The 16,566-nt window shown below is 58.2% G+C and carries 12 protein-coding genes and 2 pseudogenes; 6 read left to right on the forward strand and 8 right to left on the reverse strand.

Features of this window, described 5'->3' with window-relative positions; translation table 11 throughout:
* Nucleotides 1-53: 53 nt before the first annotated feature.
* Entirely contained in the window at nt 54-521 is a 468-nt protein-coding gene (locus tag ACIO0C_RS20995) for an autoinducer binding domain-containing protein (protein ID WP_401314967.1), read from the reverse strand.
* Between the two features lie 323 nt (nt 522-844).
* On the opposite strand from ACIO0C_RS20995, the gene ACIO0C_RS21000 reads away from it, so the two are divergent.
* A complete protein-coding gene (locus tag ACIO0C_RS21000) occupies nt 845-1,621 on the forward strand; it encodes a ferredoxin--NADP reductase (RefSeq protein ID WP_401314969.1) in 777 nt (258 codons plus the stop codon).
* A 30-nt stretch (nt 1,622-1,651) separates the two neighbouring features.
* Here ACIO0C_RS21000 and mscL read toward each other — a convergent pair whose 3' ends face one another.
* The gene (mscL, locus tag ACIO0C_RS21005) at nt 1,652-2,065 is read right to left on the reverse strand and encodes a large-conductance mechanosensitive channel protein MscL (RefSeq protein ID WP_401314970.1); all 414 of its coding nucleotides are present in this window, start codon (nt 2,063-2,065) and stop codon (nt 1,652-1,654) included.
* 496 nt (nt 2,066-2,561) lie between these two features.
* On the opposite strand from mscL, the gene radA reads away from it, so the two are divergent.
* Nucleotides 2,562-3,929 (forward strand): DNA repair protein RadA, encoded by a 1,368-nt coding sequence (radA, locus tag ACIO0C_RS21010; RefSeq protein ID WP_180204530.1) that lies wholly within the window; start codon nt 2,562-2,564, stop codon nt 3,927-3,929.
* A gap of 109 nt (nt 3,930-4,038) precedes the next feature.
* On the opposite strand, the gene ACIO0C_RS21015 is transcribed toward radA, so the two are convergent.
* Nucleotides 4,039-4,407, reverse strand: coding sequence for a PilZ domain-containing protein (locus ACIO0C_RS21015; RefSeq protein ID WP_401314972.1), 369 nt, complete (start codon nt 4,405-4,407; stop codon nt 4,039-4,041).
* A gap of 161 nt (nt 4,408-4,568) precedes the next feature.
* Between ACIO0C_RS21015 and ACIO0C_RS21020 the strand changes: the two genes are divergently transcribed.
* The 3 genes from ACIO0C_RS21020 (at nt 4,569) to yjiA (ending at nt 7,942) form a co-directional block, all read left to right on the forward strand.
* Nucleotides 4,569-6,635, forward strand: a complete 2,067-nt coding sequence (locus ACIO0C_RS21020; RefSeq protein ID WP_401314973.1) for a carbon starvation CstA family protein — start codon at nt 4,569-4,571, stop codon at nt 6,633-6,635.
* A gap of 15 nt (nt 6,636-6,650) precedes the next feature.
* A complete protein-coding gene (locus ACIO0C_RS21025) occupies nt 6,651-6,848 on the forward strand; it encodes a YbdD/YjiX family protein (protein ID WP_008058222.1) in 198 nt (65 codons plus the stop codon).
* Nucleotides 6,849-6,970: 122 nt separating this feature from the next.
* Entirely contained in the window at nt 6,971-7,942 is a 972-nt protein-coding gene (yjiA, locus tag ACIO0C_RS21030) for a GTPase (protein WP_401314974.1), read from the forward strand.
* Nucleotides 7,943-7,994: 52 nt separating this feature from the next.
* Here the strand turns inward: yjiA and ACIO0C_RS21035 are convergent.
* The 5 genes and pseudogenes from ACIO0C_RS21035 to ACIO0C_RS21055 form a co-directional block, all read right to left on the reverse strand.
* A pseudogene (locus tag ACIO0C_RS21035) lies at nt 7,995-8,117 on the reverse strand (GntR family transcriptional regulator); the annotation flags it as partial.
* Nucleotides 8,118-8,142: 25 nt separating this feature from the next.
* A pseudogene (locus tag ACIO0C_RS21040) lies at nt 8,143-8,238 on the reverse strand (GntR family transcriptional regulator); the annotation flags it as partial.
* 77 nt (nt 8,239-8,315) lie between these two features.
* Complete coding sequence (locus ACIO0C_RS21045; RefSeq protein ID WP_401314976.1) at nt 8,316-8,882, reverse strand: hypothetical protein; 567 nt, start codon at nt 8,880-8,882, stop codon at nt 8,316-8,318.
* Nucleotides 8,883-9,130: 248 nt separating this feature from the next.
* The gene (gene glyA / locus ACIO0C_RS21050; RefSeq protein ID WP_008022534.1) at nt 9,131-10,384 is read right to left on the reverse strand and encodes a serine hydroxymethyltransferase; all 1,254 of its coding nucleotides are present in this window, start codon (nt 10,382-10,384) and stop codon (nt 9,131-9,133) included.
* A gap of 249 nt (nt 10,385-10,633) precedes the next feature.
* On the reverse strand, nt 10,634-14,422 hold the full coding sequence (locus ACIO0C_RS21055; protein WP_401315076.1) for an EAL domain-containing protein: 3,789 nt from the start codon (nt 14,420-14,422) through the stop codon (nt 10,634-10,636).
* Nucleotides 14,423-14,767: 345 nt separating this feature from the next.
* On the opposite strand from ACIO0C_RS21055, the gene ettA reads away from it, so the two are divergent.
* The gene (ettA, locus tag ACIO0C_RS21060; protein WP_180204537.1) at nt 14,768-16,432 is read left to right on the forward strand and encodes an energy-dependent translational throttle protein EttA; all 1,665 of its coding nucleotides are present in this window, start codon (nt 14,768-14,770) and stop codon (nt 16,430-16,432) included.
* Nucleotides 16,433-16,566: the final 134 nt, after the last annotated feature.

Genomic DNA, 16,566 nt, shown 5'->3' on the forward strand with positions numbered 1-16,566 from the left:
GACGCATCATGGTGACGGGCTCCTGATGGAAATCGGGAGCACAGCATCAGCTGTCAGCTATCCGCTTGGAATGTGGGGTTCATGGAGCGGATACGCTCAAACGCACTGATTGGACAATGGCTCCTGGCCAGGCTGAGGATGCTGCACAGACCGCTTTCATCGTCCTGCACCGATTGCGACCAGCCGTGCTGAATTCCTTGCAACTCGAGCGCCTCCCACATCGAGGGAGCTTTGGAAAAGAGCTCTTCGCTCCAAAGAATGGGCAACATTGTTTGATTGCAATGAGCCACTACTGGGTCGATGTCGCTGAATTTTTTTTGTTCGTACTCCGTATTCCAGCTTTTGGGATAATTGTTGAGTTTCAACGTATTATCTTTATCTGAACTGGCTTTGTAAGTTACTGAAAATTCGAAAAATTTATAGCCGATATTTTTCGCGAAACGCAGCGCTACCTGATAAGCGGTGTCGACTTCCGTTGCGGCGGATAACTGTCTGAGCTGTGACTCCTTCCATCTTTCCATCTTTGAACTCCCACGCATTGGTTTATGGATCCAAAGTCCAATACGCTCGGATTGTAGGATGTTTCCTACGTGCCAGTGAGAATTTTTTGTTTTGTTGAAATTTCTAAAAAGCGTTTCTGGTTCTAAATGTGATTGAGTTCAAAAGATGTATTAAATGTCGATGTTAATGCAATTGCCTGTGTTTTTATTTTATTAACTGGGTGGTTAAATATTTGTGATGGAGTTATGCATTCTATAATGTTTCGCTAAAGACATTACAAATCGCCGGTGTTTATGGGACCCGCTTTGCGCGACACTGCGGTCATGCGTTGAAGGAGCCTGCGATGACCGCCAGTGAAGAGAAATTTACCCGTCAAACCTTGATCGACGTCCAGCCGTTGACGCCGAACCTGTTCACCCTGCGTGCCACGAGGGACGCAGGTTTTCGCTTTCGCGCTGGGCAATTCGCCCGGCTGGGCGTAGTCAAGGCAGACGGCAGTACGGTGTGGCGCGCCTATTCCATGGTGTCTTCACCCTACGACGAGTTTCTCGAATTCTTTTCCATCGTCGTGCCAGGCGGTGAATTCACCAGCGAGCTCAGCCGGCTGGGCGTTGGCGACACGCTGCTGGTCGATCGGCAGGCGTTCGGGTACCTGACGCTCGACCGTTTCATTGACGGGCGTGATTTGTGGCTGTTATCCACCGGTACGGGTCTAGCGCCTTTTCTATCGATCCTGCAGGACTTCGAGGTCTGGGAAAAATTCGAGCGCATCATCCTGGTGTACAGCGTCCGGGAGACCAGGGAGCTGGCTTACCAGGCGCTGATCGCAGGCCTGGCGCAGCGCGACTACTTGAAGGAATTTGCCCACAAATTGCAGCTCATCAACACCGTGACCCGCGAGCAACATCCAGGCGCCCTGAACGGACGGATCACCACCTTGATTGAAAACGGCGAACTGGAGCGGGCGGCGGGTGTGGCGCTGACGCCGGAACATTCGCGTGTGATGTTGTGCGGCAACCCGCAAATGATCGATGACACGCGCAAATTGCTCAAGCAGCGCGACATGCACTTGAGCCTCAGCCGGCGGCCCGGTCAGGTGGCAGTGGAGAACTTCTGGTAAAAAAACGGCGCCTCGAGGGCGCCGTTTGATTCAGGGTCGATTGTTCTGGGCCTTGAGCAAGTCGCGAATCTCACCGAGCAACTCTTCTTCCTTGGTCGGAACCGGCGGCAGGGTGGGCGCCACGGCTTCTTCGCGCTTGAGGCGGTTGATGGCCTTGACGCCCATGAAGATCGCGAAGGCCACGATGACGAAGTCAATCAGGGTCTGGATGAACTTACCGTACGCCAGGACCACGGCCGGGACATCGCCCTGGGCGGCCTTGAGCGTAATGACCAGGTCACTGAAGTCCACTCCGCCGATCAGCAAGCCGATGGGGGGCATGATCACATCGCCGACAAACGACGACACGATCTTGCCGAAAGCAGCGCCGATGATGATGCCGACGGCCATGTCGATCACATTGCCTTTGACCGCGAAGGCCTTGAACTCGTTTATCACGCCCATAGGTCATTTCCTTGTTACAGATGAGGTTGGTGAACGCAGTGTAATTCAGCAAATTGTATCTTGCTTGAAGCGACTGCGTGCGGGGGGCCGCCGGTAAAGGACCGGAGCGGCGGGAAAAAGTTTACCAAATGCCTCTTTATTCCACTCGATAGCATTGCCCGGCAGCTGCTTTTTTACGTTTGGCAATCTGGCGAGTGGCAGGCGGAGAAAGTCGCACTTGCACTCTGGAATTTGAATGTTCAATGTTGTACGGCGTGGAGATTGATGGTTAATGTTTGTACAGGTTTTCCTGCGTGTGCTAGTGGGGGGGCAAGTAATTTGGGGGTGTGTATTCAACTAGTGGCGTTGTACATGTTGTTTATAGATGTGTTGTTTAGTTCTTTAAAGCAAGATCGGAAGTGTTGAGAGGTAAATCACTTGAGATTACCTGACATCAATCGCGGCGTACCAGGACAGCTGTCCTGAGCTATCATCGCGGTTTTTGCCGGGAGTTCAGATGGCCAAGGCCAAGCGCATGTACGGCTGCACCGAGTGCGGCTCAACCTTTCCCAAGTGGGCCGGACAATGTGGCGAATGCGGCGCCTGGAACACACTCACCGAAACCATGGTGGAAAGTGGCGGGGCAGCGGCGCCCAGCGGTCGCACCGGCTGGACCGGCCAGCAGGCGCAAATCAAGACCCTGGCTGAAGTCAGTGTCGAGGAAGTCCCGCGTTTCTCCACGGCCTCCAGTGAACTTGACCGGGTGCTCGGTGGTGGCCTGGTGGACGGCTCGGTGGTTCTGATCGGCGGTGATCCCGGCATCGGCAAATCCACCATTCTGTTGCAAACTTTGTGCAATCTCGCCAAGAGCATGCCGGCGCTGTATGTCACAGGTGAAGAGTCGCAGCAGCAGGTGGCCATGCGCGCCCGACGCCTGGGGCTGCCACAGGATCAGCTGCGGGTCATGACCGAAACCTGCATTGAAACCATCATTGCAACTGCCCGGCTGGAAAAGCCCCGGGTCATGGTAATCGACTCGATCCAGACGATTTTCACCGAGCAACTGCAATCGGCACCGGGCGGTGTGTCTCAGGTTCGCGAAAGTGCGGCGCTGTTGGTGCGTTATGCCAAGCAGAGTGGCACCGCAATTTTCCTGGTGGGACACGTGACCAAGGAGGGCGCCCTGGCGGGGCCCCGAGTGCTGGAGCACATGGTCGACACCGTGCTGTATTTTGAAGGCGAATCAGACGGGCGCTTGCGCCTGTTGCGCGCGGTAAAAAATCGTTTCGGCGCGGTTAACGAGCTGGGCGTGTTCGGGATGACCGACAAGGGCCTGAAAGAAGTCTCCAATCCTTCGGCGATTTTTCTGACCCGTGCCCAGGAAGAAGTCCCGGGCAGCGTGGTCATGGCGACATGGGAAGGCACACGGCCGATGCTGGTGGAAGTCCAGGCGCTGGTCGATGACAGTCACCTGGCCAATCCGCGCCGGGTAACTCTGGGCCTGGATCAGAACCGGCTGGCAATGTTGCTGGCAGTCTTGCACCGGCACGGCGGCATACCCACCCACGATCAGGATGTGTTTCTCAACGTGGTCGGTGGGGTGAAAGTACTGGAAACGGCATCGGATCTGGCATTGATGGCAGCCGTCATGTCCAGTTTGCGTAACCGGCCGCTGCCCCATGACCTGCTGGTGTTCGGTGAGGTCGGCCTGTCTGGCGAAGTGCGTCCGGTGCCAAGCGGTCAGGAGCGCCTGAAGGAAGCTGCCAAGCATGGTTTCAAACGTGCCATCGTGCCCAAGGGCAATGCTCCGAAAGAGGCGCCGCCGGGTTTGCAGATCATTGCTGTGACCCGTCTGGAGCAGGCGCTCGACGCGCTCTTCGAATAACGCCAATCCCCTGTAGGAGCTGCCGCAGGCTGCGATTTTTTGATTTTGGCGTCAGGTGTATCGCCGAAGATCAAAAGATCGCAGCCTGCGGCAGCTCCTACGGGGGCATTCAGATTTCGATGAGCGCGCCCAATTCCCGCTCAAGCTCCTGCGGATCACCCAGGTTGAATTCAATCAATCGCCGCAGGCGTTCAATCGATTCCAGGCTGATATGCCGGCACACGAATCCCAATTGTCCATGGTTTTGATGGGTCAACTGCACATCCATTGCGATGGGGGTGTCTTCGCTCAGATGGATGTCGACAAAAAAGTCCTGCTGCGGGTTGCCAAGCCACGGTTCCGGTCGCTCGATCAGCAAGCCCTTGAGCGACAGATCGATCAGTTTCACCGGCCAGATGAACTCACCTTGGCCCAGTTCGGTTCTGGCATCGAACGCAATACGTTTGAAGCGGCGACGTTCGGCAGGGTTCTCGCTCATGGCGCGATCCTCGGAAATGTACGCTGACTATAGACCGGCATTGCAAAAGGCTGCCAGCTCCGCCAGGTGTCTGGACCCATGTTGGGGTATGGCCTTTGCCGTCAGGCGAGCTAAACTCGAGGGGGTCTGTCTTTCTTGTCCACTCTGGCTGGAATAATAAAATGAAAAATAATAATAGCCCGCTACGCCACTTACCCTGGCTGTTGCTGGCAATCGTTGGGGCGTGCGCCCTGGGCGTAGTGGCACTGCGCCGAGGTGAAGCGATCAACGCTTTGTGGATTGTGGTCGCTGCCGTGGCCATCTATCTGGTGGCGTATCGTTACTACAGTCTGTTCATCGCCAATAATGTCATGCAACTCGATGCGCGACGGGCTACCCCCGCAGTGCTCAATAATGACGGTCTGGATTATGTCCCGACCAACAAGCATATCCTCTTCGGTCACCACTTCGCGGCTATCGCTGGCGCGGGGCCGCTGGTCGGTCCGGTACTGGCGGCGCAGATGGGCTACCTGCCCGGCACGCTGTGGCTGATTGCCGGCGTGGTACTGGCCGGTGCCGTGCAGGACTTCATGGTCCTGTTCATGTCCACCCGCCGCAACGGCCGCTCCCTGGGCGACATGGTCCGCGAGGAAATGGGCCGCATCCCTGGCACCATCGCGCTGTTCGGCTGCTTCCTGATCATGATCATCATCCTCGCGGTGCTGGCCCTGATCGTGGTCAAGGCCCTGGCCGAAAGCCCGTGGGGGATCTTCACGGTGATGGCGACCATCCCGATCGCGATGTTCATGGGCATCTACATGCGTTACATCCGCCCAGGTCGCATCGGTGAAATCTCCGTTATCGGCGTGTTGCTGCTGCTGGGGTCGATCTGGCTCGGCGGGCAGATCGCTGCTGATCCGGTGTGGGCCAAGGCCTTTACCTTCACCGGTGTGCAGATCACCTGGATGCTGATTGGTTACGGTTTCGTGGCAGCCTCTTTGCCGGTGTGGCTGATCCTGGCCCCCCGTGACTACCTGTCGACTTTCCTGAAAATCGGCACCATCGTGGCCCTGGCAATCGGCATCCTGATCACCATGCCTGAGCTGAAAATGCCGGCCCTGACCCAATTCGTTGACGGCACGGGTCCGGTGTGGAAGGGCGGTCTGTTCCCGTTCCTGTTCATCACCATCGCCTGTGGTGCGGTGTCCGGTTTCCATGCACTGATCTCCTCCGGTACTACGCCGAAGCTGCTCGACAACGAGGTCAACGCCCGTTATATCGGCTACGGCGGCATGTTGATGGAGTCCTTCGTGGCGATCATGGCCATGGTCGCTGCCTCGGTAATCGAGCCAGGCGTGTACTTCGCCATGAACAGCCCGCCCGCCGTGGTCGGCGGTGATGTGGTGGCCGTGGCGACCGCAGTCAGCAACTGGGGCTTTGCGATTACCCCGGAGGCACTGCAAGCGGTGGCCAAGGACATCGGTGAAACCACCATCCTGGCCCGAGCCGGCGGTGCGCCGACCCTGGCCGTGGGTATCGCGCAGATCCTGCACAGTGTGCTGCCGGGTGAAAACACCATGGCATTCTGGTACCACTTCGCGATCCTGTTCGAAGCGCTGTTCATCCTGACCGCGGTGGACGCCGGTACCCGTGCCGGGCGTTTCATGTTGCAGGATCTGCTCGGCTCCTTCGTGCCGGCGCTCAAGCGTACCGAGTCCTGGGCTGCCAACTTCCTCGCCACCGCCGGGTGCGTGGCCATGTGGGGCTGGCTGCTGTACCAGGGCGTGATCGATCCGCTGGGTGGCATCAATACCCTGTGGCCGCTGTTCGGCATCTCCAACCAGATGCTGGCCGGTATCGCGCTGATGCTCGGCACCGTGGTGCTGATCAAGATGAAACGCCAGCGTTATGTCTGGGTCACCATGTTGCCTGCCGTGTGGTTGCTGATCTGCACCACCACCGCCGGCTTCATCAAGCTGTTCGACGCCAACCCGGCGATCGGCTTCCTGGCCCTGGCGAAAAAATACAGCGATGCCCTGGCCAACGGTCAGATCCTCGCCCCGGCCAAGGACATTACGCAAATGCAGCACGTGATCTTCAACGCCTACACCAATGCCACGCTGACCGCGCTGTTCCTGTTCGTGGTGTTCAGCATCCTGTTCTATGCGCTCAAGGTCGGTATTGCCGCCTGGGGTAAAAAAGAGCGCACGGATAAAGAATCACCCTTCCAGGCGCTGCCGGATGCGTAACCAGAGGATTGCAGCATGTTCAATGACCTGAGTCGCCTCGGTAAATACCTCGGTCAGGCCGCGCGTCTGATGGTCGGCATGCCCGATTACGACAACTACGTTGAGCACATGCAAAGCAAGCACCCGGACAAACCGGTGATGAGTTATGAGGCGTTCTTTCGCGAGCGCCAGGAGGCTCGTTACGGTGGCAAGGGTGGGCCGAAGTGCTGTTGATGCATCACGCCTGAACAACGCACGACTGTAGGAGCCAGGCTTGCCGGCGAAAGCGATCTTGAGGACGCCTTCGCCGGCAAGCCTGGCTCCTACAGTTTTATCAGCACATAGGAGATTTCGTTTTGCTCACTCCAATCCCGGTCACGATCCTCAGTGGCTTTCTCGGCGCAGGTAAAACCACCTTGCTGCGCTACCTGCTCAAAGCCGAGCACGGTCTGAAAATCGCCGTGATCGAAAACGAATTCAGCGACGCCGGCATCGACACCCAGCTGTTGGGCGATGAGCCGGTGCAAGTCATGACGCTGTCCAACGGTTGCGTCTGTTGCACCATCCACACCGACCTGACCAAGGCCTTGTATCTGCTGCTCGAGCGCCTCGACAGCGGTGAGATCGCCTTCGACCGCCTGGTAATCGAATGTACCGGCCTCGCCGACCCGGCTCCGGTGGCACAAACCTTCTTCATCGACGAGGAGTTGCGCGAGCGCTACATCCTCGACGGCATCATCACCTTGGTTGACGCGGCACATGCCGAACAGCACCTGACCCAGACCATCGCCCAGGCGCAGATCGGTTTCGCCGACCGCTTGCTGGTGAGCAAGCGGGATCTGGTGGACGAACCTGCATTCACGGCGTTGAGCGAGCGCCTGACCCGTATCAATCGTCGTGCACCGATCCGCGTGGTCGACCACGGCAAGATCGACCTTGCCGAACTGCTAGACGTGCGTGGGTTCAACCTTAACGCCGATCTGGGCGGCGGCGTGAGTTTGCGCCCGGTGAGCCAGGCGCCGTCCATCGACCGTATTTCCAGCCTGGTACTGCGCACCGAAAAGCCGCTGGATATCGACAAGCTCAGCGAGTTCATGAACGAGCTGCTGGAGGAGCACGGCAAGCAACTGCTGCGCTACAAAGGCGTATTGAACATCCTCGGCGAGCCGCGCCGCATGGTGTTTCAGGGCGTGCTGAAACTTTACGGTTTCGACTGGGACACGGAGTGGGCGGACGATGAGGCCCGTGAAAGCGTGATCGTGTTCATTGCCGATGATTTGCCGCAAGAAAAGATTCGCGAAGGCTTCGCGCGAGTGGCGGCGAGCTAACCGGCAATACGCTTCTGGTTGGAGTGCGGTTGAGCGTTCAGCAAAACCGCCTCCAGCGACTGGTCGAATGGATGCGCTGTTCGAGAATGGCGTTGAAAACCCGCGAGTACAGATCATCCGCCGCCGGTGCAAAGGGCAGGGTGTTAAGCGTTTGTGGTGAAACGAAGCTGTTCATGGCCTGTCTCCGGTTCGAAGCGGATTCAATTGCCGAGGTTGTCGTCTGGAATGTTCAGTTCGATGCCCATGCACTGGCCTTCGCGCAAGATGTGCCGGCGCATCTCGGTCTGACCAGTTGCTCAAGACGGGTGTCAGAGGGGGCTTAGGCAAGCAAAACCGACCATTGCTGGCCGGTCCATCAACTAAATCTGATCTCTTAGATTTCGTTCGGCGAATCCAGATAAGGCGCGTTTCTTTTATCAATCATCAAGCTGAATAACAACGGTGTTTCGCCCTTGTCAGCAATGTAAGTGTATTTTGAGTTGTGAATTCTATACTTATGCAGTAGCCACGAACTCCTGACTTGGAGATACACTTCGGGGTTGTCTTCGCTTATATCGTCCAAGGTTAAAATGTTACGCCCTTTCCCAACCAGATTAAAGGTGGTTGATCCTTTGCAGGGAAATGCACCCAGTAGTCCAGTTTCACTAATGCTCAGACATTTGCCAAAATAAGGGCCAAGTGTACGAATATACAATTGGTAGTCAATGCCGGTGTATCTGAAGTACAGCTGAAGGCGTGACCTGGCTTCAACCTCAGCCCCGGAGCGCAAGCCTACAAAATGAGAGTGGTCCCTCTGCTGCGGCCTTCCGGCGAAAGAGCCGCCGCTGCCAAGACTGTCGGTAACAAGCGCTTTCTCCCCATACAGTGAATCCAGAAAGTGCAAGGGCGTACCGTGGGTGCCAAGTGTTGCAGTGAAGGATTTTTGTCTGTCTGTACTCATGATGTTCTCTATATTCGGTTAGTAAAAAACTGTCAGGCAGTAGTTGAAGTGCCTTAGTGTTTTTGAGTTTCTTGAATATAGGGGTTTGCAGGTTAAATGTGCGGGTTGTTGCTTTTCAAGCTGTTTCTGAGTTGTGCTAGTAGTTGTTGTTGGTAGGGGTGAATTACTTGGATGTACATTGCGTAGATAATAAAAAAGCCCGACCATTTCTGGTCGAGCCTCGGTATCGCGGGGTGGTGATTGCCCGATTAAGCGCCGTACACCGGCAGCTTCTTGCAGATGGCCTTGACCTTCTCACGAACGGCATCGATCACCGCTTCGTTGTTCAGGTCTGCCAGGATGTCGCAGATCCAGCCGGCCAGTTCCTTGCACTCTGCTTCCTTGAAGCCGCGAGTGGTCACAGCCGGAGTGCCGAAGCGCAGGCCGGAGGTGACGAACGGGGAGCGTGGGTCGTTTGGCACGGAGTTCTTGTTCACGGTGATGAACGCCTTGCCCAGGGCGGCGTCGGCATCTTTACCGGAGATTTCCTGCTTGATCAGCGATAGCAGGAACAGGTGGTTTTCAGTACCGCCGGAAACCACGTCGAAACCGCGCTCGATGAACACGCTGGCCATGGCCTGGGCGTTTTTCACCACTTGTTGCTGGTAGGCCTTGAACTCAGGCTGCAGTGCTTCCTTGAAGCAGATCGCTTTAGCGGCGATCACGTGCTCCAGCGGGCCGCCCTGGGCGCCTGGGAATACCGCGGAGTTCAGCTTCTTCTCGATGTCAGCGTTGGCGCGAGCCAGGATCAGGCCGCCACGTGGACCGCGCAGGGTCTTGTGGGTGGTGGTGGTCACCACGTCAGCGAATGGCACCGGGTTCGGGTAGACGCCAGCGGCGACCAGACCGGCCACGTGGGCCATGTCGACGAACAGGTAGGCGCCCACTTTGTCAGCGATTGCACGGAAACGCGGGAAGTCGAGGATCTGCGAGTAGGCAGAGAAACCGGCCACGATCATTTTTGGCTTGTGTTCAACGGCCAGGCGCTCGACTTCGTCGTAGTCGATCAGGCCATTGGCGTCGATGCCGTACTGGATGGCGTTGTACAGCTTACCGGAGGACGAAACACTGGCACCGTGGGTCAGGTGACCACCGTGGGCCAGGCTCATGCCCAGGATGGTGTCGCCAGCCGACAGCAGGGCCAGGTAAACGGCGCTGTTGGCTTGCGAACCGGCGTGTGGCTGAACGTTGGCGTAATCGGCGCCGAACAGTTCTTTGGCTCGATCAATTGCAAGCTGCTCGACGACGTCAACGTACTCGCAACCACCGTAGTAGCGCTTGCCCGGGTAGCCTTCGGCGTACTTGTTGGTCAGTACCGAGCCTTGAGCTTCCATCACCGCAGGGCTGGTGTAGTTTTCCGAAGCGATCAGCTCAATGTGCTCTTCCTGGCGCTGAGCTTCTTGCTCCATGGCGGCAAAGAGATCGGCGTCGTACTTGGCAATAGTCAAATCACGGCTGAACATGGCGGTCCTCAAGGATCGGGGGCGGAAAAGGGGGGCATTCTAACCCAATGGGTTTTGGAAGGCATATGAAACGACATCATGTCGCAGACAAGTGGGCTTCATGACTGACATGCGGTGTCTGTGCTGGCCTCATCGCTGGCAAGCCAGCTCCCACAATGTCCGTGTTTCAACCCGAGAATTTGGGTTCACAGCAAGTCCCTGTGGGAGCTGGCTTGCCAGCGATGAAGCCAGCAGCCTTGCTGCGATAATTCAGTCGAACATGAAGAGGGCATCATTGCTGAATTGCCCTTCAAAGGTGTGGGCCGGCATCGGCCGGCCAAACAGGTAGCCCTGGACCTCGTCGCAACCGTGCTCCCTGAGGAAATCCAGCTGCTCCTGGGTTTCCACACCCTCGGCGATCACCGCCAGGTTGAGGCTATGGGCCATGGCGATGATCGCCCGGGCGATCTGCGCATCCTGCTCACCCGACGGCAGGCCGTCGACGAAGGTGCGGTCGATCTTGAGTACGTCGATCGGAAACTGCTTGAGGTAATTGAGCGATGAGTAGCCGGTGCCGAAGTCGTCGACCGCGATGCTCAGGCCAAGGTTCTTCAGCCCGGCGAGAATCTGCATGGCTTCGCTGACTTCGCGCATCAGGATACTTTCGGTCAGCTCCAGTTCAAGGCAAGCCGGCGGCAGGCCGGTGTCCCTGAGGATATTGGCGATGCGCGTGCCCAATTGACCATCGGAGAACTGCCGGGCGGAGATGTTCACCGACACCTTCGGCACGCGCACCTTGGCCTGATGCCAGGTCTTGAGCTGACGGCAGGCCTCGCTGATCACCCAGTCGCCGACATCCACCACCAGGCCCAGCTCTTCGAGCACCGGGATGAAATCGCCCGGTGGTACCAGGCCACGACGCGGATGACGCCAGCGCAACAAGGCTTCGGCGCCGGTCAGGCGTTTGCCGTCGCCGCTGAACTGCGGTTGGTAATACAACACGAATTCGTTTTGTTCCAGGGCATGCCGCAAGTCGCTTTCCAGTTCCAGGCGCTCCAGGGCGCTGGCGTTCATGTCCGCCTGATAGAACTGGAAGTTGTTCTTGCCGCGTTCCTTGGCGTGGTACATCGCGGTATCGGCGTTCTTCATCAACTGGCTGAGCTCATTGCCGTCCTGCGGGCTCAGGGCGATGCCGATACTGGCCGTGACGAAGAACTCGCGGCCCTCGAGCACGAAGGGTTTGACCAGGCTGGCGAGGATCTGCTCCGCCACGTGAATCGCCCGGGTCAAGGCGATTTCACGGTTGGCCCGCGGTTGCAGGAGCAAGGTGAATTCATCGCCGCCCATGCGCGCGACCGTGTCGTCATCGTCGACGCAACCGAGCAGGCGCGTGGCCATTTCCTTGAGCATGCGATCACCGGCGGCATGGCCCAGGGAATCGTTGATCGGTTTGAAGCGGTCGAGGTCGAGGAACATCAACACCACCCAGGACTTCTGCCGTTCAGCCGCTTGCAACGCCGTGTGCAAGCGATCCTGGAACAGCGTGCGGTTGGGCAGGTGGGTCAGGGCGTCGTAGTAGGCCAGGCGGTGAATCCGTTGCTCACTGGCCTTGCGCTCGCTGATGTCGCTGAAGAAACACACGTAACTGGCCAGGTCGCCTTCATCGTCCAGTACCGCGGTAATACCGACCCAGGCCGGATAATGCTCGCCATTGCGCCGACGCAGCCACACTTCGCCTTCCCAGGTGCTGTGCTGGTTCAGTTGCTTGAGCACGTAGCGCAAATGGGCTTCCTGCTGCTCGTCGACGGTGAGCATGTTCGGCAACTGGTCGAGTACCTGTTCCACGGCATAACCGCTGACCCGGCTGAAGGCTTCGTTGGCCTGGACGATATAGCCGGCCGGGTCGGTGATGAGGATCGCCGAGGTCGAGTGTTCGAATACCGTGGCGGCCATTCGCAGGTCTTTTTCGGCCCGGCGTTGTTGGCTGATGTCGCGACCGACCCCCAGCACGCCTTCGAATGTACCGTTTTCGTCCCATACCAGTACCAGCCGCAGTTCGATGGGAATCTTGCGTCCGTCGGCGCGCAGGCAGTCGAACAGAAACAGTTGGGTTTGCACCTGGCTGCGTAAATGGGCCAGTTGCTCGGGTTTATCCAGCGCTTTGCCGACGCGATCCATCAGTTGGTAGATGCCGCTCAACTGTTGCGGATTGGCAATGGTCGATTGCCAGCCGTTTTGGAAAATCCACTCGACTTCGTAGCCCAGCACCGCCTGTACCGAAGGGCTGACATAGTTGAGTGCCAGTCGGCTGTCGGTGGAAATAATCACGTCGCTGATGCTTTCGGCGAGCATGCGGTAGCGCTGCTCGCTGTCGCGCAGCGACTCACTGGCCTCGATCTGCTCGGTAACGTCCTTGGCCACGCCGATGATGCGGGTGACCTGATCATGCTTGTCCCGTGCCAGTGCCTGCTCGCGAATGTCGAAACGCCGCCATTGCCCGTCACGGTGGCGGAAGCGCAACTGGCACTGCATCAATTGGCTGTAGCCGCCTTGCCGCTGGCTTTGGCGCGAGCGGTGGTAGTAGTCGGCGTCGTCGGGGTGCAGGAGGATTTCCCAGAAGTACTCGCCCATCTGCTGCAGTTCCGTGCGGTTGTAGCCCAGCGTCTGGCCCAGATGGTGGTTGCTGAAGATCATTCGCTGGCTGATCACATCTTGCACGTAAAGATGATCGGGCACGGTCCGCACGACGTCTGACCAGAAGCCTTCGCGCTCCTGCTGCGACAGCTCGATGAGCTTGCGGCTGGTGATATCGGTGATGCTCAGGATCACCGCCTTGAAGTCGTCAGGGTTCTGCGGCAGGCGCAGCACCAGCCACAGATGTTGGTCACGACCCGTGGCGTCCTGGAGTTTGATTTCCAGTTCAAGCTGTTGCTGTTGCCTGTGCACCGCTTGGAGTACCTGATTGCCGATGGCGCTGCCTTCCACGGGGTTGCCATCGATCAGCAGTCTCCAGACCTGATCGCAGGTATTGACGTTGAGCAGTTGCAGGGCGACCTGGTTGACCTCGGTAATGCGCAGCTCCTGTAACAACTGCCGACGTTGTTCCGGAGCTGCCAGCCATGCTTGCAGTTGCTCGTCGTGCAGCAGCTGAGCCTTGTCGAACACGCTTCGCAGGCCGGACATGTCGAGTACGCACAGGGCCACGCCGCTGCCTTCGAAAATCTCCTGGTAGCGTCGGCGACCTTCGTGCAGCTGTCGCTGGCGACGGCGCATGTTCAGCAGGACGATGAACGGCAGCATGGAAAAGGCCAGGCATAGCAGGCATTTGCCGATGAATGCTGGCAGCAGTTCCTCGAGCACTCGCTGGCGATCGAACAGCCCGCGCAGTTGCCAGTCGCTGCTGCTCAGCGCGACGGTCAGTACGCTGCTGGCCACATCGTCCTGGGTCAAGGTGCCGGGGTTGACCTGCGGTAGCGCCTCGTCGCGGCTGATGATCTGGTGATTGAGGCGATTTTCCACCAGAAACAGCGAGGCAGTGGCCGTTTCGTTCAGCTTGGTCAGTGAGGCGAAAAACGTCGGTTTGAAGCGCAAGACCCAATAGCCACGATTGCTGCCGCTGGCTTGATGCAACAACAAATACACCCGCGAGCCGTCGATGGCGTTGCTGTAATAGTGGGGTTGGGAGCGACTGCGTCGGACCAGATCCCCCAGATAGTCGGCATCGTCGCGGGTGCCGACCGTGTCGCTGATAATTCTTCCCGAGGGGCTGAGCAGTGCAAGGCTTAGCAGATCGGGCAAGGACTTTTGCACTTTGCGCAGCAAGTCCTGGAGCTCGTCAGCACTTTGTGGGTGCTCGACAATCGGCAGCAGGTTGAGGGCGATCTGGGCGTTGAGCGCCATGTTCAGGCTGACTTGTGCAGCCTGGTCGGCAGTGTGGTCGATGGTGGCCTGGCGCTGGCTTTTCTGGGTTTCCCGCAGCTGATCGAAGAGCTGCCAGAACAACAGGGCGAGCAGCAGCAACACGAGTATCGCCAAAGCGCCCTTGAGTGTGCCGCGCATGGGCGAGCCGGGTGCAACAGTCGGTGCACGGGGGGTCAGGGACGGAGGGACACTGGACAAACTGTAATCCTGCGGTTTGGCTGGACTGGCGCGACGTGCACTATAAGTCGGACGCCCGAAGGGCGGCTAGCATGCCTTGAGTTGTGGCGAAGTGCCAGTCCCGCTCGGCTGGACTGCCATCTGTCATTAAGGTAGCTTTACCGGTTACGCGGGAGCGTTCCAGCTCCTAGAATCAGACTTTTTTCAGCGCCTGCGCATTGGCCTCGTCAAGCGTACGTCGCGCATGGTCTGGCCGGGCATCGCCTGCGCTCTATTTATTCATCAGTCACTGACCCTAGGTTCTCCATGGCTCAATACGTATTCACCATGCATCGGCTGGGCAAAGTTGTTCCGCCGAAGCGGGAAATCCTGAAAAACATCTCCTTGTCGTTCTTCCCGGGCGCCAAGATCGGCGTACTCGGCCTCAACGGTTCGGGTAAGTCCACCCTGTTGAAAATCATGGCTGGCGTCGACACCGAGTTCGACGGCGAAGCCCGTCCGATGCCAGACCTGAACATCGGCTATCTGCCGCAAGAACCACAACTGGACCCGACCAAGACCGTGCGTGAAGTGGTCGAGGAAGCGGTCAGCGTGATCAAGGACGCCCAGGCGCGCCTGGACGAGGTCTACGCGGCCTACGCCGACCCGGATGCCGACTTCGACAAGCTGGCTGCCGAACAGGCCAAGCTCGAAGCCATCCTGCAAGCCAGCGATGGTCATAACCTGGAGCGCCAGCTGGAAGTCGCCGCCGATGCACTGCGTCTGCCGGCCTGGGATGCCAAGGTCGAAGTCCTCTCCGGTGGTGAAAAGCGTCGTGTGGCGCTGTGCCGCCTGCTGCTGTCCGCGCCGGACATGCTGCTGCTCGACGAACCGACCAACCACCTGGACGCCGATTCCGTTGCATGGCTTGAGCACTTCTTGCACGACTTCCCGGGCACCGTGGTTGCGATCACGCACGACCGTTACTTCCTGGACAACGTCGCTGGCTGGATTCTGGAACTCGACCGCGGCGCGGGCATTCCGTACGAGGGCAACTATTCGGGTTGGCTGGAAGCCAAGTCTGATCGTCTGGCCCAGGAATCCAAGCAGCAGTCGGCTCACGAAAAAGCCATGAAGGAAGAACTGGAGTGGGTGCGCAAAGGCGCCAAGGCCCGCCAGTCGAAATCCAAGGCTCGTCTGCAACGCTTCGAAGAAATGCAATCGCAGGAATTCCAGAAGCGCAGCGAAACCAACGAGATCTACATCCCGGCCGGTCCACGCCTGGGTGACAAGGTCATCGAATTCAAGAACGTCACCAAGGGCTACGGCGATCGCGTATTGATCGACAACCTGTCGTTCTCCATGCCTAAAGGCGCCATCGTTGGCGTGATCGGCGGTAACGGTGCCGGTAAGTCGACCCTGTTCCGCATGCTGATGGGCAAGGAAACACCGGATTCGGGCAGCATCGAAGTCGGCGAAACCGTGCAACTGGCTTGCGTGGACCAGAGCCGCGAAGACCTGGATGGCAGCAAGACCGTGTTCCAGCAGATCTCCGACGGTTCCGACCAGATCCGCATCGGCAACTACGAGATCCCGTCGCGTACCTACGTCGGTCGCTTCAACTTCAAGGGCGGCGACCAGCAGAAGTTCGTGAAGGACCTGTCCGGTGGTGAGCGTGGTCGCTTGCACCTGGCCCTGACCCTGAAGGAGGGCGGCAACGTCCTGCTGCTCGACGAACCGTCCAACGACCTCGACGTCGAAACCCTGCGTTCCCTGGAAGAAGCGCTGCTCGACTTCCCGGGCGCCGCCATTGTGATCTCTCACGATCGGTGGTTCCTTGACCGTGTCGCGACGCACATCCTGGCGTACGAAGACGACTCGCAAGCGGTGTTCTTCGAAGGTAACTACACCGAGTACGAAGCCGATCGCAAAAAGCGTCTTGGCGAAGCCGCAGCCCAGCCGCATCGGGTACGCCACAAGAAACTGGCCTGATTTGGGGTTGGTTGCATGAAAAAACGGAGCCTTCGGGGCTCCGTTTTTTTATTCATTTTTCAGTGGCACCGCGGTGTATTCATCGCTGGCAAGCCAGCTCCCACAGGGTTTACGCAATGTCTCTAATCGGGTGG

Source organism: Pseudomonas sp. NPDC087336, assembly GCF_044744285.1.
Lineage (GTDB): Bacteria > Pseudomonadota > Gammaproteobacteria > Pseudomonadales > Pseudomonadaceae > Aquipseudomonas.

What these genes read in the sequence shown, in the direction of transcription:
- mscL (WP_401314970.1), bottom strand. Translation starts at nt 2,065, where the DNA reads ATGGGCGTGATAAACGAGTTCAAGGCCTTCGCGGTCAAAGGCAATGTG.
- radA (WP_180204530.1), top strand. Translation starts at nt 2,562, where the DNA reads ATGGCCAAGGCCAAGCGCATGTACGGCTGCACCGAGTGCGGCTCAACC.
- ACIO0C_RS20995 (WP_401314967.1), bottom strand. Translation starts at nt 521, where the DNA reads ATGGAAAGATGGAAGGAGTCACAGCTCAGACAGTTATCCGCCGCAACG.
- ACIO0C_RS21055 (WP_401315076.1), bottom strand. Translation starts at nt 14,422, where the DNA reads ATGCGCGGCACACTCAAGGGCGCTTTGGCGATACTCGTGTTGCTGCTG.
- ACIO0C_RS21020 (WP_401314973.1), top strand. Translation starts at nt 4,569, where the DNA reads ATGAAAAATAATAATAGCCCGCTACGCCACTTACCCTGGCTGTTGCTG.
- ettA (WP_180204537.1), top strand. Translation starts at nt 14,768, where the DNA reads ATGGCTCAATACGTATTCACCATGCATCGGCTGGGCAAAGTTGTTCCG.
- ACIO0C_RS21025 (WP_008058222.1), top strand. Translation starts at nt 6,651, where the DNA reads ATGTTCAATGACCTGAGTCGCCTCGGTAAATACCTCGGTCAGGCCGCG.
- ACIO0C_RS21000 (WP_401314969.1), top strand. Translation starts at nt 845, where the DNA reads ATGACCGCCAGTGAAGAGAAATTTACCCGTCAAACCTTGATCGACGTC.
- glyA (WP_008022534.1), bottom strand. Translation starts at nt 10,384, where the DNA reads ATGTTCAGCCGTGATTTGACTATTGCCAAGTACGACGCCGATCTCTTT.
- ACIO0C_RS21045 (WP_401314976.1), bottom strand. Translation starts at nt 8,882, where the DNA reads ATGAGTACAGACAGACAAAAATCCTTCACTGCAACACTTGGCACCCAC.
- ACIO0C_RS21015 (WP_401314972.1), bottom strand. Translation starts at nt 4,407, where the DNA reads ATGAGCGAGAACCCTGCCGAACGTCGCCGCTTCAAACGTATTGCGTTC.